The sequence below is a fragment of the Hyphomicrobium sp. genome (assembly GCF_036833075.1).
Taxonomy (GTDB): Bacteria; Pseudomonadota; Alphaproteobacteria; order Rhizobiales; family Hyphomicrobiaceae; genus Hyphomicrobium_C.
In genome coordinates this window covers 15,264-35,689 of record NZ_DAITQL010000024.1, presented here as the reverse complement: position 1 = coordinate 35,689, position 20,426 = coordinate 15,264, and the positions used below count along the sequence as shown (strand labels likewise).

General features: G+C 58.4%; 19 protein-coding genes. 10 read left to right on the top strand and 9 right to left on the bottom strand.

The window, feature by feature from the left end:
• Complete coding sequence (locus tag V7082_RS09360; protein WP_334147902.1) at nt 1-561, bottom strand: hypothetical protein; 561 nt, start codon at nt 559-561, stop codon at nt 1-3.
• A gap of 99 nt (nt 562-660) precedes the next feature.
• Between V7082_RS09360 and V7082_RS09355 the strand changes: the two genes are divergently transcribed.
• Nucleotides 661-3,159: a type IV secretory system conjugative DNA transfer family protein gene (locus tag V7082_RS09355; protein ID WP_334147900.1), complete on the top strand. Its 2,499-nt coding sequence runs from the start codon at nt 661-663 to the stop codon at nt 3,157-3,159.
• 64 nt (nt 3,160-3,223) lie between these two features.
• Here the strand turns inward: V7082_RS09355 and V7082_RS09350 are convergent, their stop codons facing one another.
• Nucleotides 3,224-3,685, bottom strand: a complete 462-nt coding sequence (locus V7082_RS09350; RefSeq protein WP_334147898.1) for a hypothetical protein — start codon at nt 3,683-3,685, stop codon at nt 3,224-3,226.
• A 178-nt stretch (nt 3,686-3,863) separates the two neighbouring features.
• On the opposite strand from V7082_RS09350, the gene V7082_RS09345 reads away from it, so the two are divergent.
• Genes V7082_RS09345 through V7082_RS09325 form a run of 5 tightly spaced genes read left to right on the top strand, consistent with a single transcriptional unit; the run spans nt 3,864 to nt 7,620 of the window.
• Entirely contained in the window at nt 3,864-4,448 is a 585-nt protein-coding gene (locus V7082_RS09345) for a hypothetical protein (protein ID WP_334147896.1), read from the top strand.
• A gap of 9 nt (nt 4,449-4,457) precedes the next feature.
• Nucleotides 4,458-5,960 (top strand): M23 family metallopeptidase, encoded by a 1,503-nt coding sequence (locus tag V7082_RS09340; RefSeq protein WP_334147895.1) that lies wholly within the window; start codon nt 4,458-4,460, stop codon nt 5,958-5,960.
• A 9-nt stretch (nt 5,961-5,969) separates the two neighbouring features.
• Entirely contained in the window at nt 5,970-6,365 is a 396-nt protein-coding gene (locus V7082_RS09335) for a hypothetical protein (protein ID WP_334147893.1), read from the top strand.
• An 8-nt stretch (nt 6,366-6,373) separates the two neighbouring features.
• Nucleotides 6,374-6,943, top strand: coding sequence for a hypothetical protein (locus V7082_RS09330; RefSeq protein ID WP_334147892.1), 570 nt, complete (start codon nt 6,374-6,376; stop codon nt 6,941-6,943).
• Nucleotides 6,943-7,620: an ABC transporter substrate-binding protein gene (locus tag V7082_RS09325; protein WP_334147890.1), complete on the top strand. Its 678-nt coding sequence runs from the start codon at nt 6,943-6,945 to the stop codon at nt 7,618-7,620. The genes V7082_RS09330 and V7082_RS09325 overlap by 1 nt, the downstream gene beginning before the upstream one ends.
• A 43-nt stretch (nt 7,621-7,663) precedes the next feature.
• Here V7082_RS09325 and V7082_RS09320 read toward each other — a convergent pair whose 3' ends face one another.
• Both V7082_RS09320 and V7082_RS09315 read right to left on the bottom strand, forming a co-directional pair.
• The gene (locus tag V7082_RS09320) at nt 7,664-7,987 is read right to left on the bottom strand and encodes a helix-turn-helix domain-containing protein (protein WP_334147888.1); all 324 of its coding nucleotides are present in this window, start codon (nt 7,985-7,987) and stop codon (nt 7,664-7,666) included.
• 192 nt (nt 7,988-8,179) lie between these two features.
• Nucleotides 8,180-8,431, bottom strand: coding sequence for a hypothetical protein (locus tag V7082_RS09315; RefSeq protein ID WP_334147886.1), 252 nt, complete (start codon nt 8,429-8,431; stop codon nt 8,180-8,182).
• Between the two features lie 152 nt (nt 8,432-8,583).
• Between V7082_RS09315 and V7082_RS09310 the strand changes: the two genes are divergently transcribed.
• The 3 genes from V7082_RS09310 (at nt 8,584) to V7082_RS09300 (ending at nt 11,902) form a co-directional block, all read left to right on the top strand.
• Nucleotides 8,584-10,941 carry a DNA topoisomerase gene (locus tag V7082_RS09310; protein ID WP_334147884.1) on the top strand — a complete coding sequence of 786 codons (2,358 nt, stop codon included), beginning with the start codon at nt 8,584-8,586 and terminating at the stop codon, nt 10,939-10,941.
• Between the two features lie 56 nt (nt 10,942-10,997).
• Complete coding sequence (locus V7082_RS09305) at nt 10,998-11,420, top strand: single-stranded DNA-binding protein (protein WP_334147882.1); 423 nt, start codon at nt 10,998-11,000, stop codon at nt 11,418-11,420.
• A 158-nt stretch (nt 11,421-11,578) separates the two neighbouring features.
• On the top strand, nt 11,579-11,902 hold the full coding sequence (locus tag V7082_RS09300; protein ID WP_334147880.1) for an HU family DNA-binding protein: 324 nt from the start codon (nt 11,579-11,581) through the stop codon (nt 11,900-11,902).
• On the opposite strand, the gene V7082_RS09295 is transcribed toward V7082_RS09300, so the two are convergent.
• The 4 genes from V7082_RS09295 to V7082_RS09280 all read right to left on the bottom strand — a co-directional run bounded on the left by V7082_RS09295 (nt 11,889) and on the right by V7082_RS09280 (nt 18,400).
• Complete coding sequence (locus tag V7082_RS09295; RefSeq protein ID WP_334147878.1) at nt 11,889-13,208, bottom strand: type II toxin-antitoxin system HipA family toxin; 1,320 nt, start codon at nt 13,206-13,208, stop codon at nt 11,889-11,891. The genes V7082_RS09300 and V7082_RS09295 overlap by 14 nt on opposite strands.
• Nucleotides 13,209-13,595: a helix-turn-helix domain-containing protein gene (locus V7082_RS09290; protein WP_334147876.1), complete on the bottom strand. Its 387-nt coding sequence runs from the start codon at nt 13,593-13,595 to the stop codon at nt 13,209-13,211.
• Nucleotides 13,596-13,657: 62 nt separating this feature from the next.
• Nucleotides 13,658-16,468: a hypothetical protein gene (locus V7082_RS09285; RefSeq protein WP_334147874.1), complete on the bottom strand. Its 2,811-nt coding sequence runs from the start codon at nt 16,466-16,468 to the stop codon at nt 13,658-13,660.
• Nucleotides 16,469-17,176: 708 nt separating this feature from the next.
• A complete protein-coding gene (locus tag V7082_RS09280; protein WP_334147872.1) occupies nt 17,177-18,400 on the bottom strand; it encodes an RNA-guided endonuclease InsQ/TnpB family protein in 1,224 nt (407 codons plus the stop codon).
• Nucleotides 18,401-18,421: 21 nt separating this feature from the next.
• On the opposite strand from V7082_RS09280, the gene tnpA reads away from it, so the two are divergent.
• A complete protein-coding gene (tnpA, locus tag V7082_RS09275) occupies nt 18,422-18,835 on the top strand; it encodes an IS200/IS605 family transposase (protein ID WP_334147870.1) in 414 nt (137 codons plus the stop codon).
• A gap of 723 nt (nt 18,836-19,558) precedes the next feature.
• Here the strand turns inward: tnpA and V7082_RS09270 are convergent.
• The gene (locus V7082_RS09270) at nt 19,559-20,134 is read right to left on the bottom strand and encodes a hypothetical protein (protein ID WP_334147868.1); all 576 of its coding nucleotides are present in this window, start codon (nt 20,132-20,134) and stop codon (nt 19,559-19,561) included.
• Between the last annotated feature and the right edge of the window lie 292 nt (nt 20,135-20,426).

Sequence of the window (20,426 nt, the reverse complement as noted above, 5' to 3'; positions counted from 1 at the left end):
TCAGGAGCGAAGTTCACTCCTTATCCATTCTGAAATCGGCGGGCTGGTTTCGAACATGCGCCGGTTGATTGCTTGCCAGTGCCGGTAGCGTAGCGATAGTGCGCGCACGAACAGTGTCGTCCCGAACAGAAGCCCACCGATCAGGGTGAACATATTGCCTGCGAGGAAGCCGAGAGCCCCGAATCCTACGCAGACGGCGAACGCCATCATCGCCAGTTGATCCGATGCCCTCTTGAGATAGGCGGCGTCGGATTGCGCCTCATTGATGATCTTATCGATGCTGACCGTGTAGCCGCAGGCAGGGCAGACCAGCGATCTTTGTGGATGCAGTGCGGCGGGGAGTGTCTCTCCATCCTCCGTCTGCACATAATCGGCAGTGTCGTAGACATCCTCTATCCTGAGCAAGCTGCCGTCATTGGGGCAGGTGCGGCGGGCACCTTCGATTGCGGCGCGCAGACGATTGAATTCCTCGTCCACCCGCAAGGGAGAGCGTTGCACGCGAGGCATGCGGAAGCGCAGGAAGCGCTTTCGCGATTTCTTGTCTCCGTCCGTGTCGGACATGGGGAATCCCTCTTTTACTCTCCCGCATATTCGGTAAAGTATCCTACGGAGATTTTACGGGCAAGCTAAAGCTGGCCCGGATCATGGAAGGGGAGCCCCATGGCCCGATCCGACAGCAAGAAGCGGTTTTCTGGTGTCAGCCGGCAGCATCGGGTAAAGATTGATGCCCGGCGCGACGATACGCGCACATTCAGCCAGAGGATGCTTGAGGAAACCGCCACGCCGGGCGGCACCCTCAAGGTGTTTGGCTTTCTCGCCTGCGCGGCCCTCGTCCTTTCATGGGCTCCATTCATCCCTGAGATCATATTCCTGATCTCGCTGGGCGTGTTCTTCCGCTACTACCGTTTCGGAAAGAAGTTCTGGGACATGCCCTTCCGTGTCCCGTCCTACCTGAACACCAAGATCGCCGGCTCAAAGGTGCTCGATGCTTCCACACAGGCCACCGCAGCGGGCAATCTGTATCTGGGGATGGATGAAGAGACGAACGAGGAAGTGTGGGCCTCGACCAGCGACGTGAACAAGCACGTACTCATGATCGGCACAACGGGATCGGGCAAAACAGAGGCCATCATGGGCCATGTGTTCGGCCTGATGGCGCGGGGTTCGGGAACGCTCATCGTTGACGGCAAGGCATCGGTCAACACCTACGATTCGACCTATAAGATCGCGCGTCTGTTCGGGCGTGAGGTCGATCTGTTCGCCATGGACTATCTGACAGGCGGCAAGGACGTGATTGGACCTCAACAGGATCGCCGGTCGCACACTTTCAATCCGCTCGCCTTCGGAGGTTCGGCGCAAAAGGCGGAAATGATCGTGTCGCTGCTCGACAGCGACGGGGATATGTGGTCGGGGCGTGCGATCTCCTTCATCGAAAGCATCATTCCACCGCTCTCCTATCTGTCGGAGCGGGGCTATGTGCTGCTCAATCCGTCGCTTCTGGGCGACTTCTTCCTGCTCGAAAACATCGAGAACCTCGTATGGTTCGGTGTTTTCGTGGACCTGAACGGTCGCATCATTGACCTGAAAAACAACTCCAAGGCCGAGTGGGAAGAGCTACAGCAGCGCTGCAACGGCATCATGCTGTATCTGGACAACCTTCCATCGTACAGCCTGTGCCGGCCGACCAAGCCGCATAAGCCGCAGCGGCTGGATGAAGATATGGTCGAAGAACTGATGGCCAAATACGGGGGTGGGCCTGCGGAAAGCGATGGCGACGCCACAGCGCGCCAGAAGGTTTCCGAGCAGCACGGCTACATCACGATGCAGCTTGTTCGCGCCATCAACAACCTGTCGAACAACTATGGCTTCATCTACGGTGCCGAGATTGGCGAAATCAGCTTTGAGGACTTGGTGCTCAACCGGCGCTCATTGGTGGTGCTCCTGCCGTCGCTTGAGCGTTCGACCTCGAACCTCGAACAGCTTGGGAAGCTGACCGTGCTGGCGCTGAAATCGGTGCTGGGCTCGCTGCTCAATACGCGACCGGAAGGCTCGCGGCGCGAGATCATCGAAGGCAATCCGTCGAACTCCAAGATACCGTTCGGTGCCATTCTGGACGAAGTGGGCTACTATATCGTCAAGGGCGTCTCGGTCATTCCAGCGCAGGCCCGCTCACTTGGCGTGGCAGTGTATTTTGGGACGCAATCAATTCCCGATCTGATGAAAGCCGATCAGGGGGAAGGCAAGGCAATCATCGACAACACGGCGCTGAAGCTGTTCGGTCGCCTCGCCTCAGACATGGAATCCGACACCGCAAAGACCGCCATCAACGCTGGGGGCAAGGCATATGTGCAGGTGGCGGATTCCATGCACTATGAGCGCAACCTTGGGGTCATGGGCTCTTCTCTCAAACTGGAAGAGCGCTCGGCACTTCAAGAGCAATATCAGATCTCTTACGACGATCTGACGAGGCAAGAGAACGGCCAATTTCACCTGATCGTCGGTGCAAAGGATTTGGATGACAAGGGTTTTGAACGAGGCGGTCAGCGCGTCATTCGCATGCTGGCCTTCTATACCGCCAACATCGAAAATGTTGAGGATTGGCGTCGAAATCCCTTTGTCATCGTCAAGCCGCCATCCGTGGACGAAGTGGTGCGCATACGGGAAGCTGAAACGGCTTCACGCGCATTGCGCAGGTCGCTTTCGGCGGTCATGGAAAATCCGCCAGAAGGCTTGCTCATGCGGCTTGCGGAGGCCGAAACGACCTTCATGGCGCAATTCCTCAAACATCGCCGTGAGGCCGTGGAGCGAGGCGAGTGGCCCACAAGCGCTGAAGAGCGCGAAGCGGCTGTGAAAGCTTGGTACAAGAACCATCTTGCCAAAGTGCTCATCGAGCGGGACATCGAGCAAAATCACAGGGTTCATGAGAATTGGTCCCGCAAATTGCAGGCGCTTGCGGCCAACACCGCACCGTCGCCCGTCAGCAGCAATATGTACCTAGCTGCGCAATCCGTTGCCAACGACTGGCATCAGGAGATCATCGGGGGGTTGGAAAGCCAACTCACGGGAGCCTCAAACAGGCCGAAAGTGTCTATGGAAGCGGTACTCGTGCATCAGGAACTCGCACGGGATGCTGCCGAAAAGGTTATTGCTGCGGAGTAGGGGAGGGAGAAGCGGGGCGTCCGAAGCGGTCAGACGCCCCGCTGCCTCGAAGCTGGACTCTTTATCAGAGGGGGCTTGGCGGGGGGGCTAAGGAACCCACTCTTTCACTGTCCAGATCGAGGGATAGGAAATCGCACATATCCTCGATGACCAACTCGGAATCAATAATGTCGCGAAGGGCGAAGGAATTGCCCCTCGTCTCAGGGGGTGTCTCGTCCTCAGAATAGCTGACCCACAGACTGTCGTTGAATACCTCATAATGGGCGTAGATCGGCACCAATCCTGCCGCTTGCGCGCGTGGATTGTTCCCGAACCGACTGAAACGCAGATGTAGGCGGCGTTCGCCGCTGTCCTGATCTTGCCAGACAGTCACCGTACCTGTGCGCTCGTCGCCGGCCAGTTCCGGCGCATCGACGTGGATTTCGAAAGCTCCTGCCGGCAGTTCAAATATCTGTGTGAGGAAGCGCGGAGCCGCAGAAGCCTTGAAGGCTGCTGCCACGCGGTCATGAGGTGTGAGATTGGCCATCAGTGTGTGCTCGTGGCTTCAGATGAACGTGTTTTGAACTTGGCGATCCCTGTAAAGCAGTTTACGATAGAAACAGTCTTTACGGAAGAGGGAAGCCATGCCTCGCAACCATACCATATCCCGTGCTGCCGGGTCCGTGTTTCCGCTACGGCAACGCGCGTTTCTCGCCGCCGCATGCATGGCCGGCGTGATCGGGCTGACAAGTGCTCCGGCTTCCTCGCAGGAAGGCGGGTCGATCCCTGACGATCCAGCTTGGATTCCAATGCAGGAACTGACGACAGGAATAAAGCCACCGGACAACGTGGTTGTGCGGATATGGCAAGATGTACTGCAAGCGGAAGCCGACACCATCCGCTCAGGCGACGGCCAGATTTATGTGAGAGGGGAACGCACAACCCTGCCGGACGATGGTTTCCGCCCTTCCGACTTTCTTTGGGCACGGTTTGAAGCCGAAGGGGCGGAATATATCGTCTCCATCATGGGCCAGCGCCCACCGGCCTGCGATAATGGCCCAAATAGTGCGACTGCTACGACAATTCATTCAGTCTGTCCCGCTCGACTGACCACCATCCCGAAGGATGGCTCTAATGCAACCACGGTTGAGCAGCCGGGCGCATGCGCCATTTGGCCGAGCCAAGCTGTGGAGCCAGAGCCGAACACGGGATCGTTCGCCAAGATGGAAGGCGACATCATCTCACTTGAGGCGATGCAGAACGGGACGCCTGTTCCCGACTGTCGCCTTACATTCTCCCTTGAAGAGTAGGGGGGGCTCATGCGGCACTTCATAAAGGGCCTGTTTGCGGCCTTTGTGATCCTGATCGCCTTAGCACAACCTTCGGTGGCGAGGTCGTATCTGGCTCCGAACATTGAATACAGTCAGCAGGAAATTCAAGGCTTCTTCGAAGCCAGCGGCAACGCTTATCTGGCTGAGAACGCCGCGACATTCGCGGCCATGTCCTACAACGTTGAGAGTGGCGGCAACTCGGCCATCAACAACGGTAGCTGCTGCACGGGTCTCATGCAGATGAACCAGTCCAATTTAAGGACATTCTGCAACTGCACGCCCGCCGAATATGCAGCCATGAGCGGGCAGGAGCAGATCAATATCTATGCGAGATACTATGAATCGATAGCGAACGCCTCGTCAGTCCAGACATTGCTGGACATGCAGGCAAATGGTCAGTCTCTCGGCGGTTATCAGGTCGATGGAGCCATGATAGCCGCATGCATTCAGCTTGGAGTCGGCAACTGCCAGAAATCCATCAATAACGGCTGCTCTGGCGTCACGCCGGCAGAAGGTGGCGACGGACACGTCAACATCTGCACAATGGCGGCAAAAGCCAATGGCGGCAGTGGCGGCGGCGGCGGTGGTGGTGGTGCATCGGGAGGCATGTGCCTCCAAATCCCGATCATGTCGCAGGCCGGAGAAAGGGCGACCTCGCCATTCGGCGTTGATCGGACTGGCCGTGCGTCTGCCGGCTACCATCTTGGGCTCGATCTCGTTAACTCGGCAGGCGCAGGCGACCCGATCTATGCGGGAGTGCCGGGGCGCGTCGTCTATGCGCAGAACAATGCCACCAATTCGGTCTTCGTGGAGACGAGTGACGGCAGCATGCGCTTCGGATATCTCCACGGCAACTCAATCAACGTCCGCGTCGATGATGAGGTTCAGAACAACACGCAGGTCATCACCATGGGTGATACGGGATCGAAAGGCGCGGTCCACCTGCATCTTTACACGGCTCTGTCCGGTGATCTGGTCAAGAGCATGGGCGAGGCGGCTGGTGTCGTCTGGCCCCTCGCGGATGGCGATTTCTGGGGCGACAAGCGGTCGGGCGGGCTATCGGGTGCCGGACTGGCCGAAAGCGCGCCGGCACCGTTCTACATGGTCAACCCGGAAACCTATCTCCACCACCGGGTTCCGTTTGCGCAGGACGTTCTCAATTCGGAGCAATATCGGCGTCAGGGCTTCAGTCGGCCCGATGGAATGACACTTGAGCCGACCTGCGCGCCGCCGCCAGATTTCTTCTCGCGGGGGCCGCTTCGCTCCGATAATGGCGGCTCGACGGTAAACGGCGGCATGGCCGCTACCGGGCAGGCCGCTGGCAGCAATCCGCAGACGCTCGTGAATATGGCGGCTTCGGACGGAAGGGACGCCATTATTCAACGTGGCCTGTCCTCGATTGGAGAAACAACGCGCAACCTCAATTACGGCCAGTCCCGCCGCACTGCGGCTTCCGTCTGGGCGGGAATGATCTTTGCGTTCGAGCGGTAGGGCGGAAGCATGATGACTGTTCTTGGGATCAGGAAGGGAGCATTGGCAGCGCCTATGGCGCTGTCCCTTGCCATCGGGATTGGCTGCTGGGGAGTGCAGGCACAGGAAGGCGATCCTCCGCATGTCGATCAAAGCCCTGCGCAAGAGCAGACAGGCGGTCGCCAGCGTGCCGATCAGCAGCAATCGCCGTCTCTTCCGCCGATGACGGAGCGGGAGATGCAGCGCATGGAGCGCGACCGCGACCTTACCGATCCGCTCGAAACGGACCCGCTCCTTGGTCTGGAAATCGAGACGCTGCGCGCGATTATGCGGCAGATGGAAGAAAGCATCGAAGTGCTCTCCAATCACGTCGAAGCGCTTGAAGGGCGCATTGCCGTGCTTGAGAGGCGGAGTGGCAGAGAATAGAGCCAGCCATGCCCGATCTTGACGAAATCCTGATAGGTCTCGGCACAGAACTACTGCCAACAAGCGTCCAGTTCGCCATGGTCCTGATGGCGCTCGTCGGCTCCGTGGTTGTCGCCATCGCGCTTTTCGATATCTACAGGATGATCTCCGACGACACCACCGTGAACCAGAACGGCACCACGGTCGGTGGCTCCATGATCCGCATCTTTCTCGGCGGGTTAATGGTTACGCCGTCCGTTACGCTCTGGCGCGCGGCGGACGCGCTTTTGCAGGGCGGCAATGTCACCCAGAGCGACCTACTTGGCTACATTGGCGGTGATATGGGCACCAACTATTGCGACCGCTTTGCGTCTGCAATCCAGTTGCTCTTCATCCTGATCGGCCTGATCGCCATTTATGTGGCCTACCGCAATGCCGATGATCAGGCACGCGGATTTGACCGCAACGGCTATCGCACAGCCGTGCCGTATTTCTTCGGAGGGCTGGCCTGCTTCTTCATAAACGACATCATCGGGATCATCGGAGCCACCCTCGGGATAAGCGTCGGTTTCCCTCAACTGTGTGAGGCGCTTGGCTGATGGACGTGGCTCGCCGGCGCTTTCTGGCGCTTGCCGCATGTGTTTTCGGTCTCTACGGTGGCGTGGGCCATCCGGGGCGAGCGTTGGCGAATACGCCGCAAACGCTCGCCAGCACCTTCATCAGCGATCTGGTAGCTGCGGCCCGGCGCAATGACGTGGACGCGGTGGAGGCGGTTCTGGATCGCTACGTGGACATGGCCTACATCGCCAATGCAGCAATAGGCGACAGGGCGGAAGGGATCAGCCCAGACACGCTGCGCCGAATGATCCTTGCTTTAAAGCGCCATCTGGCTCAGCAGGCGGCAAGCTTCATGGCCTATGGCCACTTGGGCAATGTCCAATGGGGGCAGGAGAGGCAAAGGGGCAGGACCGGCGTGGAAATCTCGGCCCGCTTCATCAGCAACAGTCGGGAACTGGATCTTCCGCAAGGCGGGCTTGCCATCGGCTTCTTGGTTGGTCCTGACGCCCGGAGGGGCGATCTCGCCATTCGCGATATGGCTTTGGGCAGGGAATGGGTCTCGGACACTCTGCGGCAGACGCTGGACCAGATCGCGGAGGTTTCTGACGATCCCGAATTGTGGATCGCAGCTTTCGGAGGCGAGCCCATGCCTGTCCCTGATATCGCCTTGGAGGATATCGAGATCGAGCCGGAGCAGGCCGGCTCGCATTCGCATTGAGCGGCTGGCCGTCTTTGGCCAGCGCAATGCCTGCCCGCGCCTTCTAATTCTGTCGATATTTCTGGATCAGGCGCTTTTTGATAGAGCTACGATCCTGACCATCGCCGTTAGCTCGAAGGCGCGACGGCCAGTTTGCCGGGCGATACCCGTCGAGGTAGGCCCGCAGCAACAGTTCCACAGCCGGCCCCGGCGTTCGAGTGCCGCTTTCAATTTCGTAGATGCGCGACCTCGCGCGATAGCCGAGCAAGGGAGCCATTTCTTCGGGGGTCAGGCCCAGCATTTCCCGCGCTGCTCTTATGCGCAGCCCGTTTTGAACGCGGATGGCGGTCTTCTTCTCGTTCTCTTCTTCCGCTTCCTTCATTGCCATCTAGCGGCTTCTGATACCCATTGGAGCCCAGGCGCTTTCGGTCCTGTCAGGTTCCCCGCTCTCTCGGGCAACGCTGGCGGGCGAGAAGGGGTGTGAATCAAGATCGGACATTCCGTTCCTCCGTGAATGGCAGAAATATACGCAGAGCGTATAAGGCTGTCAATCGAAAATACGCAGAGCGTATATCCAGAACTATCTGCCGATCAGGTTGGAAAAGTGGCGCAGGACGAAAAGGGCCAACCAGATGGACCATGCCCCCATGGCCGCGTTGTAGAAGGCGAGATACCAAAACAGGATGGGCTGGTGGTCGCGTACTGCATGGAAGTCTCGCCAGTGCAGTATGCGAATGGTGCCGGTGCGGAAGCCCTGCACCAGAAAGTACCCTGAAAATCCGCCCATCCCGACAGCAGCCAGCATCGCAAAACTTGCCTGTGAAACGGTCACGACTTCGCCCTCTCCTGTAGGCCCGCATGAACGCGATGCTGCTTGTCGAGAAGGACTACGCATTGCGTACATGATGGCATTTCAGTGCGGACTTGCATTAAGCAGCAAACCGGTAAATAATCCAATGGAAACTTTACCGGACGAGGCGCTTTATGTCAGGCAGTATCGTCATAGCGGAGAAGCCGTCTCAGGCGCGGGATTATGTGCGCGCCGTAGGCTCTCGATACGGCAAGGTTCTTGCCGCTCGCGGGCATCTGTTCGAATTGGCGTCCCCGGAAAAGGTGAACCCGGAATGGAAGGAGTGGACGGCCAGCATCCTGCGACCGCCCTCCGGCTTTTATCCGACCGAGATCAAGTCTGATCCGGGGGTGCAGCGCCTGTATCGCGAAATCAGGGAGGCGGCGAAGAATGCCTCCACTATCTATATCGCGACCGACCCTGACCGCGAGGGTGAGGGGATCGGCGGCAATATCCTTGCTGCACTGCGCCGCGATCTGAAATGGAACGGGCGGGTGCTGCGTGTCCTGCCGCTGGGCACCGACGACAAGAGCTTGCAGGAGGCGTTCGCGCAGGCTCGACCCGCAGACGAGTTCCGGCCTCTTTTTCAGTCCTACGTCGCTCGCAGCCAAGCCGACCAGATTTTCAATCTGTCTCTGACGCGCAGCGCCTCTGTCACTTTCAAGCCGCCCGGCTGGCGAGGCCCATTGTCGGTCGGGCGCGTTCTGACGCCAACGCTCGGTATCGTCTGCCGGCGCGAGCGTGAACTGGCGAACTTCAGGCCGCGCAAATACTATCTCCCATGGATCGACGCCATGGGCGATGCCGGCACGGTTAGGCTCACCTTCAATCCCGGCGAGGAAGGGCGCTTGTTCGATCAAGCGGAGGCGGAGTCCCTCGCCAGTCAGGCGGCGGCGTATCAAGGGCCGATTTCAGTGGAGAAGGCCCGGAAGAAGCAGGGTCCGCCGCCCCTGTTCTCTCTATCCAAGCTGCAAGCCGAAGCCTCGCGCCGCCTCAAATGGGGCGTGGAAAAGACCGCTCGAATCCTGCAATCCCTGTACGAGACACATCAGGTAGCGACTTATCCGCGATCATCGGAAATCAGCCTTCCGGAAGCCGAGATTGCAAATGCCCCTGCCATGATGAAGGGCATACTCCGTCTTCCCTTCATAGGCGATGTCTCTTGGTCTGGCGAAGCTCCCGTTATCCGTAAGAAGCGAGGCGCATTCTCGGACAAGGATTTGAAGGGCGCGGCGCACTATGCCATCGTGCCGAACGTCAACACGGTCGATAAGTGGGGCCAGAAATGGGACGCCATGAATGGAGACGAGCGGGCGCTCTTCGAGATCATAGCTCGTCGCTATCTGGCGGTCATAGGCCCGGATCGCGAGTATGACAGCACAAAAATGTCGGTGACGGTCGCCGGGCGTGTCTATGCGGTCAGCGGCTCCGTGGAGCGCGTGCCGGGTTGGAAGGAGGCGACGGGCAAGGTGGCCCGGCTTCCCGGCAATGATGCAGCGGATGACAGCGAGAACGGCGAAGACGAGGGCGATGCTGGCGACCTGCCGCCTTTCAAGGATGGCGATCCGGTAAGGGCAACGGATGCCGGCGTGGCGGAGAAGGTTACGACACCGCCACCGCGCTATACCACCGCCACACTCGAAATCGCCATGAGCGAGGCATGGAAGCTGCTGGACGATCCGCAGACCAAGGCAGCGCTCAAGGAAACAGACGGCATCGGAACCGTCGCGACCCGGACCCATGTCATCAAGAACCTTTTGAACCGTAACCTGATCGAGACCTTCGACAAGAGCGATTCCGTCAGGGCGACAGATGCGGGCATGCAGTTCTTCGAGATTTTGGAGAAGGTCGAGCCGCGTCTTCTTGATGTGGGACTGACGGGCGAGATGGAAATCACGCTGGAGAAGGTCAAGAGCGGCGAGGTCGGAGCAAAGACTGCGGTCGAGAAGATCGTGGCCGTTGCAGAGGATGCATTGAGGAACATGCTGCAAGCCAAAGAGGGCGGCGCGGCGATCACGGCGAGCTTCAAACGTCCGCCGAGCGAAAAAATGAAGGCCGCAGCCAAAGCCAAGGCCCAGCGCGAAGGCCGCAAATCACCACCGCCCGGTGTGCTGAGCGATTTCGAGAAATGCCGAGATTATCTCGGGCCGATGCCTGATCGCGATTCTGGCCAAGGCCCGCACAAGCCTTCCGAAAAGCAGATCGAGTTCGCCAACAAGATCGCGGAAGCGGCCAGTGTGGCAATTCCCGACGATGCCATGAGTGATGCCAAAGCCCTCTCGGACTGGATCAACAAGCACAAGGGAAAGCTGCTCCCGAAGGGGAATGGTGATGGCGGAAACGGTGCGCCAAAGGGTGATGATGATGGCAGGCCATCAGGAAAGGCAATCAGTTTTGCCGAACGCATCGCCCAGCGCAAGCGCATCCAAGTGCCGCGTGAAGCCTATCAGGACCGGGCACGCCTTTCGGCGTGGATCGACGCCAACAAGTAAGCGCCGGTCCTGATGCCGGCCAGACCCAAACCAGCAGAGCAGCAAAGGAGTATTCGATGACGCAGAGTGCAAGGATCAACAACAAGGCTTATGTCCGAGGTCGCCTCGTGCGTGATCCCGTGTTCACGGAGGCCAAGGACGGCAGCGGTCGCCAGATGGCATTTGGTCGGGTCGCCGTCGATTCGCCCTATGTGGACAGCAAGGGAGACTCGCGCGTTCGCACCGACTATTTCGTGCTCAAGGTCTTCAACAGCGAAGTGGCGAGCAAGCTGAGAAATGAAGGTGCGATCAAGGGATGCCTGATCGAGGCCAACGGCTCCATTACCGGCGAGCGGGAGGAATACGAGGACAGGGAAACGGGCGAGATGAAGGTCGTCTTCAATGTCGTTCTGAGTGTCGATACCACCGATGGGCATTCGGTTGCCATCGAGAGCTTCCCCAGCAGGAGCCGCAACGAGGCGGAGCAGGCCCAAGCCTGAATCCGCATTTGCTGGAACTCACGAGCGCCGTGGCGTGCCGACCAGCGCTGCGGCGCATTTTCTTGCGCAAATCGGGCTGAGAATGCTTTGAGGTTGTGTTATATAATTGCTAAAGAGCGCCGAACGAGCCCCTTCCGGTGCTTGAGAGGCACACAAGAATGACCACGCGCGCATCCACCAAGACAGAAATCATCGAGCGGCTTGCGGTCAAGACCCATCTGCCTCGACGGGATGCCGAGCGGGTCTGGGCAGCACTGGTGGAGATCGTGCGGGAGAATATCGAGGAAGGGCGTAATCTTTCCTTCGCTCCCGTGGGCCTTTTGAAGGTGAAGAAGCTGCCACCGAGGCAGGCATTCGCTCCGCAGGCAGGGCGCAAGGTTGATGTGCCGGCCCGGCATGCCGTGTCGTTTCAGCTATCGCGGGATTTCGACCGCACCTTGCGGGAGATGATCGCGGAAAAGCACGAGACTATCCCAGAGTAGGGCCATTTGTGCGGGTGGCGTGAGCGGTCGGCTTCGGCAGGCCGAGCGCGCGGGCGCGCTCTGCTTCCGGATGCTCGAAGGCGGGTCGGTAGGTGGCGATATCAGTGGCGCGCATGCCAACGTCCCGTGCGAGCCCTTCCCATTTCTCTTGGATCGTCCGCGCCATCGTTCCGACGATGCCGGCAGCTTCATCGCTCTCCAAGTCGAAGTAGAATGCGTGCTCCATCAGCAGTTGGATTGAAGCGTCCGGCGCTGCCGGATCGGCAATCGCCGTTTTCAGTTCCTTGAAGCGCTCTGGCGCTGGATTCACGTCAAATGCCGGAGCCAGCTTCCACTTGCCGTCGCCGGTATAAAGAAACCCGTGATTCTTGAGATGATCGTCAACATTGGAAACGAGAATGGTGAAGCTGATACGGCGGAATAACTCCTTTAGCTCTGCCGCAGGCGCGGAAGAGTGTTCGCGGATGGCATCTGCAAGGTAAAGATAGGTGCCTCCGGTTGCGCTGGGGAGGTCAAGCATGGTCTGGGCGGAAATGTAAGGCGACCGGCCATTGGCAGTGCGGTCGAAGCGTTCGATTATCGCCACGGGAAGGTCGTCGGACATCTCGATCCGAGCGGATGGAACGTCGAGGCCGCACATGCGGGCAAGCCGCAGTGTGAGGACTTCGGCTCGCTCGACCGGATAGGTATCGTGCCTCGATGTGAACTTGGCTATCGCCAAGCGACCATTCCTGTCGATGATGGAGCTTTTCGGGCGCGCACCCCCGAGCGATGTGCCGGGCTGACGTAGGCGTTGGAGGGCCAATGCATCTGGCTCGTCGCTTTCAACATTCGCGATAGCGCGACCGATTTGGTCCAGATGCAGGAGCGGTGGGATCGAGTGCCTTCCTCTCTGCTGGTTGTGAGCGGCGAGGAATGGAGCGCCATCCTTGGCTTCACGCACTCTAAGAGCCCCGACGCGACTGAAATCGTCAACGGCGGTGAGGAAGTCGATCTCGGTAAACGGAGCGTTCTTGCTGCCGCTCATTCGCGCATCCTTGCGGATGATAGACCGCCCCCATGAATCCGGTGTGGTGTCGGCCAGAGGCGGCGGGAGAGGGGACTGTTGTTCCTCGCCGGCCCTGAAGAACTTGCGTCCACCGTCCATGGTGAGTGCCGGCGCGATGGCAAAGCCCCGATGGTGATCGAGCCAGCTTTGCGCATATTGAAAGCTCGAATGCTCGCGGCCACCAACTGACTCGAACCAGAGGGTGCCGACTTCAATACCGGCGTCTCCGATGCAGATCGTGTAGGTTGCTTGCGCCATTCAAAAGGATTCCTTGTCAGGGCTGGATGGAGCCTCCGTCCGATCCGAAGCTGTGTCTTCAGGGCGGCGAGGGCGGCTCCTCTTGGGGCGAACACGCTTTGGCAAGGCGTTCACATCAAGGGTCAGCCCGATATCGTCTTTGGCAACGTCCAGCAGGTTGGCGAGGCGATTGTGCTCACCGAGGGTCAGCATGACCATGGCGAGGACTCCGAGCGATACACCACCGTCGCCGCTTTCAAGTCGTCGGATGGTCGCCACATTCACGCCAGCGCCTTCGGCCAGTCGCTGCTGGGTAAAGCGGCGCTTCTTGCGGGCGATGGCAATGTCCTCACCAAGCTTCCGAAGCTCGGCTTGCATGCGCAGGGAGGGGACAGGTTTTTTGGCCATAATAGCGCATATATACACGATAAAAGGGAATAAAGCTACATATATGCGCTAATATAATAGCGTTAGAATGAGATTGCAGGCTCTGGTCCTCGATCTTTGCCGTCCTGTGGCTCAGGCGACGGCTTCGCCGGCATGCCGGTGGCGATGTCCCATTCTCGCCGGGCACGCTCATCCACATGCCGCACCGCCGCCTGAAGCGCGTATTCAGGGTCGGGAAAACTGCCGAACTGCCCCGGCGCATTGGCCAGTTGAACCGAGCTTTGGCCTGTGATCACCCCATTGGTGACGGTGACGGAACCCGGATAAAACGAATACCCCTCCGAATGGCGCTTCTGCATGGCGCAGGGTACTTCAATGGAACCATCCGGCATCTCTGCGTAATGGCGAGCGACTTGGACCGGAACGTCTTGATTGGCAGGCTCCAGTCTGAAAAGCCTCTCCCGCAGTTGCTGGGCGTCGTTAGTGCCCTTGTCCGGATGATTGGCGAGAGCGGCACGCAGCTTCTTGGCTTCATTTCTGTCGTAGTCAGTGTCGATCTGGATCATGCGCACCACGGTTGCAGAACGAGTGCCATATACCGCAGTAGCCTGTTCGCGGGCTTTGGAAACAGAAGGGGCGGGTGTGCCTGCCTGCCGTATCGCTGCGGCTATATCAATCCTATCAGCATCAGGCATGTCGGATTGGAGAAGATCGGGGCATATTGTTAGGGTCACAAAGCCACTAAATTCATTGTCATCGCCAATGGCCGAGCGATCCCCAGCCTCCCATGCTCTCCCTTCTGGGCTCTCGGGGTGGAACGGATTGTCCATCTCTTCCCTGCTTCGGTTGGGAACAAGGAAGCTGTAATCGCGCGTGAAATAGGCGTGCCCCGGTCGCTGATAATTGTGGTTGGCGCTCCACAGGACCGGCATGGCCATCAGCTTGGCAATGGTGGCGGGTTCCCCGTGCAAGTTCGGTGCATCTTTGCTGATACCTGTCATGAGTTGCACATGGTGGATCGCGTGGTCGATTGCCTCCATCCGCTTGTCGTAGGCGGCAGGAAGCGTTGTAAGGCTCCCCGGCAGAGGAACGAGCAGAGATGTGTCCGGATCGTCGTTCTCGATGATAAAGCCGGGCTGGAACAGGTCTTTAGTCGTGAAATCGGGAGCCGTTCGCATCTCGGCTTGCAGGATGACAGGATGGATCGTTTGCCCGGTCACTGGATGGCGATATTCCTCGCCATCTTGGATGAGCATATTAGGATGGCGGTATTCCACCATACCATAGGCAGACGCCATGGTCGAAAAGACTGCCTCGTTGAAGATACTCTGGGCGTCACGGGGTTGATATTCGCCGCCCACAAAGCGGCCACCTACGAGCCTTGCCATCTCGATAAGGGCTTCGCGACCAACCTGCCGGTCTGGACCAGTCCATAGCTCCATGAGCGCGGCCCTCTGGTCTGTAAGGCTCTCGAACCCCAGCGTCTTGAAATATGCGGAAAACTTAGGATCGAGTTCGAGGGCGCTGCCCAGATGGGCAAAATACTCCTTCTCTCGACCCGTAGCGGTCCTGAAATCGAACGGTATATCTCCGGTGTCCATATGCTGCTCGTCGCCTGAAAATACCCGTTCGCTCATGACTCTGACCCCTCCGCCGAGGCGAGCGCGATCATACATGCTAACATCTCGCACGCGGGCGTTTCCAGACAGGTCGGATTCCCCGGAGAGGTAGCTGTATCCCTCTGCCACCGCATAACCGTGAACTCGGGAGTGTGCCGTCGCTGCGGCGTGGTCTTTCAGGAGTGCCGCTCCCTCGACGCGGGCGTTTGAGCAGGCATAGGCATTATCCGCAATCCATGCCTGTCCCTCTTGGCTAAGGTTGGTCATGTTCTCGACATAGCCACCTAGATCCCCTGCCTTCACATTATGAGCAGGAATGTCGATCAAGGCCCTGATCTGGTAGAGAGGCCGGAAAACATCTCCATCCGCTATCGCAGTAGGGTGGGGACGGTCGTAGAGAATTTCATACTTGGCTGGCGGGCCGAAGTCGGGCTCGCGCTCTTGAGCCTCGAAGGCAGCAATCCCTTCATGTTCGGAAACCTGCGCTGCGTAGTCTGTTCGCAGTTCATCCGCGATCCTGTCTCGCTCGTCCTCGATCTCTGCTTGCTCATGTTGAAACGCGAGATAGTCGGGATCGGGCTTCCAATCAGTAGGTTCTATTTTTGCTGTCGCTTCGCTATCGCGCAAAAATCTTTCATAGTCGGCGGCAGTGACCGTGCGATCCGCCGCCGGCACATAGTTTTCGAAGCTGGAAAACATATCAGCCGGTTTCCGTTGGTCCCAAGCAATGGATGCCAACTGAGCATGGATGGGGGACCGGGCAGCAAAAGCATTTGCCACCTGTTTGGCATTAGAAACCTGTTGCCGCCCTCTTTCTCGGGCATCGGGATCATCCGACCACGGGTATAGGAAGTCCGTACGCTTGAGCAGGGTATCGAGTTCGACAAGCTCTTGGCTGTCCGGAAACTCTGCCTGTGAGAGACGCTGTTCCGGGTCAGCTAGTCGCGCTTCTTCGATTAGCGCATGTTCGGCGGTGGCCGCATAGTGATAACCATCGGCAGCATTCTCGTCCGGCTTGCGCCATTCCGAATTTTCGGGGTCCCAATGCCATCCGGCAGCGCGGGCGGCTTCCTCTTGCTGCGCCTCCTCTTTAAATCGGCTTCGCGCACGCTCTTCCACTGACGCCCAATCTATATCTTGCGAAGCCGCATAGTGTTGGAGATCGGTCAGCAAGTCGGTGAGGTTCGTCTGCGCGTCACCTTGGTCGCCATTGGCTTCGACCCATGCCGACAGGACCGCGTTCCCATTGCTGGCGCGTTCGGATTCGTCGCTCATTCCTTCCACCCTTCATGCTGCCTCAAGGTGGGAAATACGATAGCCGAGCGAGTCAGTTAGGTAAAGTTTCGAATAGAAACGTTACGGCGCCACGGGCATGCGGTCGCTAAGAAATTTTCGCCACCAAGCAAGGGCGTCAACTGCCTCGACCTGTCCAGAGGCACGGGACACGCTTGGCAGGTAGTAGGTCACACCGTCGTGGTGCAGTGATGCCCAGCGGCGAATGGTCTTCTGCACTGCCCACGCCGGCCCGTGCAGCACAGGGAGCCGGCCCAATGCGGGATCAGGGTGCTTCTCGAAGACGATGATACCGTCCGGTCCAACATTGGCATAGAGCGTGTCCCCACTCCGAGCGCTGGTAGTTTCCTAAGTGGTGTTCGCACTTGATATTTGTCGTAAAATACGACATACCTAGCCCCATGCCAACTGATTTGTCGCAAAATATGACATGGTTTTCGAAGGCAGTCCGAGCAGCGCGAGGATGGCTAAACTGGTCAACGCGGGAATTAGCGGATCGCGTCGGTATAAGCCTGCGTCAGATGCAGCGCATTGAGGTGGGGGAATCCGGAAGCGTCCAGACTAGGGGCAAGATCGAGGAAGTTTTCCAACAAGCAGGGGTGCTGCTAGGGCCGGATGGCATCAAGGTGGTGCCACCAAAGGGGAGCTTGACATCCTCCCCGGCCTGAAGGCCGGAGATTCCTACGGCGCTCAGGGGCGGCATTGAGCCGCCCCTGAGTCGCTTCGGTGGGTTCCTGCTGCTGGCGACCCTACTGCATCGCTCACTTCACAGGCGAACCGGGCGTGTCCCGCCCTTAGCACATTGATCGCGCCGACCACATCGGCGTTTTCCTCGAAGCCACATTCCACACACGCAAATCGGGCTTGCGTCTGCCGGTTGTCGGCAGACACATGGCCGCAGCACGGACAGGAACGGCTCGTGTTCTGTGGCGGCACTGCAACCAGCCAGCCGCCTTGCCACGCCAGCTTGTAATCCAGTTGGCGGCGGAACTCGAACCAGCCTTGATCGAGGATGGACTTGTTCAGGCCGGACTTGGCCCGAACGTTTCGTCCCGGTTGTTCGGTAGTACCTGCCGCTGACCTGGACATGTTCCGTACCTGCAAATCCTCGATACACACCATCGCGTGGTTTTGGCTGATCGCGGTCGAGGTCTTGTGCAGGAAGTCGCGGCGGGCGTTGCCGATACGGGAGTGAATGCGCTGGACTCGGGCTTTCGCCTTCTTCCAGTTGTTACTGAATTTGGTTTTGCGGCTCATGGCCTGCTGCGCTTTGCGCAGGGCCGTTTCATGCCGCTTGAAGCTGTTGAGCGGCGCGTAGAACGTGCCGTCCGAGAGTGTGGCGAAGCGGATCACGCCCATGTCGATACCCACTGCTGTGGTGGCCTGCGGCACGGGCTGCTCAACTTCGCGCTCGGTCTGGATGCTTACGAACCACTTGCCGCAAGACTGGCTCACGGTGACATTTCTGACTGTGCCCAGCACCTCGCGACTATTGCGGTAGCGCAGCCATCCCAGCTTGGGCAGGAAGATACGACTGTTGCCCTGATCGAGCTTGATCTGCTTCGGGTCGGGGTAGCGGAAGCTGTCGCGCTGGCCTTTCTTCTTGAAACGTGGAAAGTCGGCCCGCTTGGCGAAGAAGTTGCTGTAGGCCCGCTCCAAATCCTTGAGCGCCTGTTGCAAGGGATGGACCGGCGCATCGGCCAGCCAAGCCGTTTCCGCGCTGTTGCGCCACTCGGTGAGCATCTTGCACAGCCCGGCGTAGCCCAGCTTCTTCTCTCCGCGCTCGTAGCGCTCTTTCTGCAACGCCAGCCCCTTGTTGTAGACGAACCGGCACGAGCCGGCGAAGCGGCGCATTTGCCGCTCTTGCTGGCCGTCTGGTCGCAGTTCGTATTCGAAGGCTTGGAGGCGTTGCATGCGGATATTATAATTTGGCCTATGAGCGACGACAACGATATTAGGCATGGACGACACTGCGTTTTTAAGATGCATGTCCATTTGGTCTTTGTAGCGAAATATCGCGGCAGGGTATTCGATGGCGACGCCATCAACCGGCTGCGCACGATCTTCGCCAAGGTCTGCGCCGACTTCGAGGCGCAACTGATCGAGATGGACGGCGAGGACGATCACGTTCACCTGCTTGTGGAATACCCGCCCAAGGTGGCTGTCTCCAATCTCGTGAACAGCCTCAAAGGCGTCTCCAGTCGCCTGCTGCGGAAGGAACGGCCCGACATCCAGAAGCGCTACTGGAAAGGCGTGCTGTGGTCGCCGTCCTATTTCGCTTCAAGCTGCGGCGGCGCGCCGATTTCCATCGTGCGCCAGTACATCGAGCAGCAGCAAACCCCACACTGAAACCCAAAGACAAGGACGGCTGCGCCGTCCGCGCTATCCTTCCCCGCCCTGAACGGCGGGGCTTGTCGCGCACCGGGTCAACGGGGGCAGAGGTTAGATGCTTATTTCAGTCGTGTTTCCGGGAGGAAAGGGCCGTTTGCCACGATGAGCATGATTCACAACGAGCGAACCAAGCTCTTGGCGAACGCATTGGATAGGGCCTCGACAGGCTGTCTGATCGCGGGTTTTGTCGCCCCTACGGTTACTATCGGCGTTTCTTTCTTGGCGTCTGTTTCAACGGCCATTTGGCTTTTTGCCGCTTTAGTCCTACATTTGAGTGCGAGGCATGTCCTCGGAGGCTTGAAGCAATGACATTCGGCACCGCCTTTTACCTGTTCGTTCTGCCTATCGCCATCGCGGCAGCGGGAGTGATCATTGCGTATTACGGCAGGAGCGACAGCCAGCACCTTCACCCCGGCGAATAAAAAGCGCGCCGGGCCGAGCGGGTGTTAGCCGATGCAATCCGGATCGGATGAACCAGCTTTTATAGCTTCTCGAAGCGCGCTCACAAGTCCGGGTTCATGAGGATGCTTTGCTCCCGCATTTGGAGCCCAGCTTTCGATGACCTCTCGGACGTACTTGGGAACGCAGCGCATACCTTTGCGAAAGCCAGCCTCAACCATTTCAATGGTTGGTTCGGACGCGACAACAGAATAGCCCTCGAAGGCAAGCTGGTTTATCGCATCAGGCCCTATGATTTGGGCTGGCGTCCTTTTCACTCTTGGCGGCTGGATCGAAGTCCTCGGCTTCGAATTCTCGGGCAAGGCTCTCCCATTCTTCCGTGTTCTCACGGACATAGTTGAAGATCTCTTCGGAAGGCTCATAGATCACCGTTTCCTCAACCTCTGTGTCGTGACTAATCAGTGACCAGCGATGGCATGCCAACTCTTCGAGAGGGGTAGGGTGGTCTGCGAAATCAGGAGTGCTCCTGAGCAGGTCGAGCATTGATGCTGGATCGATTGGAAAGGGAAGGCCGATAAGATAGCGACCACCTCCGTCATTGATCTCCTGATACCTAGCAAAAGCGCAGGTCTGGTTTTCGTCTTCAGAAGGAAAGACGCAGATGCAAGGCTCATCCCCGTCATCGCATTTTGGCGTCAATTCGGGATAGGTGTTGTTGTAGTCGATCATATCTACGACAGTATCAGACAAGTATAGGACGAAGGTCGTATTTTTGGTCCTGCCAACCCATTCGTCCAAACCTTCGTACTCGTTATCATGTTCGAGATTTGGACCTTGAAGAAAGACAGTCGCCGCCATCACGTGCTCCGTTCATGCCAACATCTCTTAGGATAGCCAACTAGCCATGATCGGTAAAGTGTCCCACAGACACGTTACCAATATCCTGTCTCGCTGCAAATCTTGCAGGAACGAACGGCGTGGCGCGCAGGCTATACACTCTATCGACGGTTTGGAGAACGCGGCCTCCCTCGTGGTGTGGGTTCAAAATAGGTGGCGAACAGCACAGTCTGGCCGGGAGGTCAGTAGAAGACAGTTCCAAATAAGGCGCGTGGACATCGGCAATTTACGATTGACGTACTACGACGACCGT

What these genes read in the sequence shown, in the direction of transcription:
- V7082_RS09360 (WP_334147902.1), bottom strand. Translation starts at nt 561, where the DNA reads ATGTCCGACACGGACGGAGACAAGAAATCGCGAAAGCGCTTCCTGCGC.
- V7082_RS09355 (WP_334147900.1), top strand. Translation starts at nt 661, where the DNA reads ATGGCCCGATCCGACAGCAAGAAGCGGTTTTCTGGTGTCAGCCGGCAG.
- V7082_RS09350 (WP_334147898.1), bottom strand. Translation starts at nt 3,685, where the DNA reads ATGGCCAATCTCACACCTCATGACCGCGTGGCAGCAGCCTTCAAGGCT.
- V7082_RS09345 (WP_334147896.1), top strand. Translation starts at nt 3,864, where the DNA reads ATGGCCGGCGTGATCGGGCTGACAAGTGCTCCGGCTTCCTCGCAGGAA.
- V7082_RS09340 (WP_334147895.1), top strand. Translation starts at nt 4,458, where the DNA reads ATGCGGCACTTCATAAAGGGCCTGTTTGCGGCCTTTGTGATCCTGATC.
- V7082_RS09335 (WP_334147893.1), top strand. Translation starts at nt 5,970, where the DNA reads ATGATGACTGTTCTTGGGATCAGGAAGGGAGCATTGGCAGCGCCTATG.
- V7082_RS09330 (WP_334147892.1), top strand. Translation starts at nt 6,374, where the DNA reads ATGCCCGATCTTGACGAAATCCTGATAGGTCTCGGCACAGAACTACTG.
- V7082_RS09325 (WP_334147890.1), top strand. Translation starts at nt 6,943, where the DNA reads ATGGACGTGGCTCGCCGGCGCTTTCTGGCGCTTGCCGCATGTGTTTTC.
- V7082_RS09320 (WP_334147888.1), bottom strand. Translation starts at nt 7,987, where the DNA reads ATGGCAATGAAGGAAGCGGAAGAAGAGAACGAGAAGAAGACCGCCATC.
- V7082_RS09310 (WP_334147884.1), top strand. Translation starts at nt 8,584, where the DNA reads ATGTCAGGCAGTATCGTCATAGCGGAGAAGCCGTCTCAGGCGCGGGAT.
- V7082_RS09305 (WP_334147882.1), top strand. Translation starts at nt 10,998, where the DNA reads ATGACGCAGAGTGCAAGGATCAACAACAAGGCTTATGTCCGAGGTCGC.
- V7082_RS09300 (WP_334147880.1), top strand. Translation starts at nt 11,579, where the DNA reads ATGACCACGCGCGCATCCACCAAGACAGAAATCATCGAGCGGCTTGCG.
- V7082_RS09295 (WP_334147878.1), bottom strand. Translation starts at nt 13,208, where the DNA reads ATGGCGCAAGCAACCTACACGATCTGCATCGGAGACGCCGGTATTGAA.
- V7082_RS09290 (WP_334147876.1), bottom strand. Translation starts at nt 13,595, where the DNA reads ATGGCCAAAAAACCTGTCCCCTCCCTGCGCATGCAAGCCGAGCTTCGG.
- V7082_RS09285 (WP_334147874.1), bottom strand. Translation starts at nt 16,468, where the DNA reads ATGAGCGACGAATCCGAACGCGCCAGCAATGGGAACGCGGTCCTGTCG.
- V7082_RS09280 (WP_334147872.1), bottom strand. Translation starts at nt 18,400, where the DNA reads ATGCAACGCCTCCAAGCCTTCGAATACGAACTGCGACCAGACGGCCAG.
- tnpA (WP_334147870.1), top strand. Translation starts at nt 18,422, where the DNA reads ATGAGCGACGACAACGATATTAGGCATGGACGACACTGCGTTTTTAAG.
- V7082_RS09270 (WP_334147868.1), bottom strand. Translation starts at nt 20,134, where the DNA reads ATGGCGGCGACTGTCTTTCTTCAAGGTCCAAATCTCGAACATGATAAC.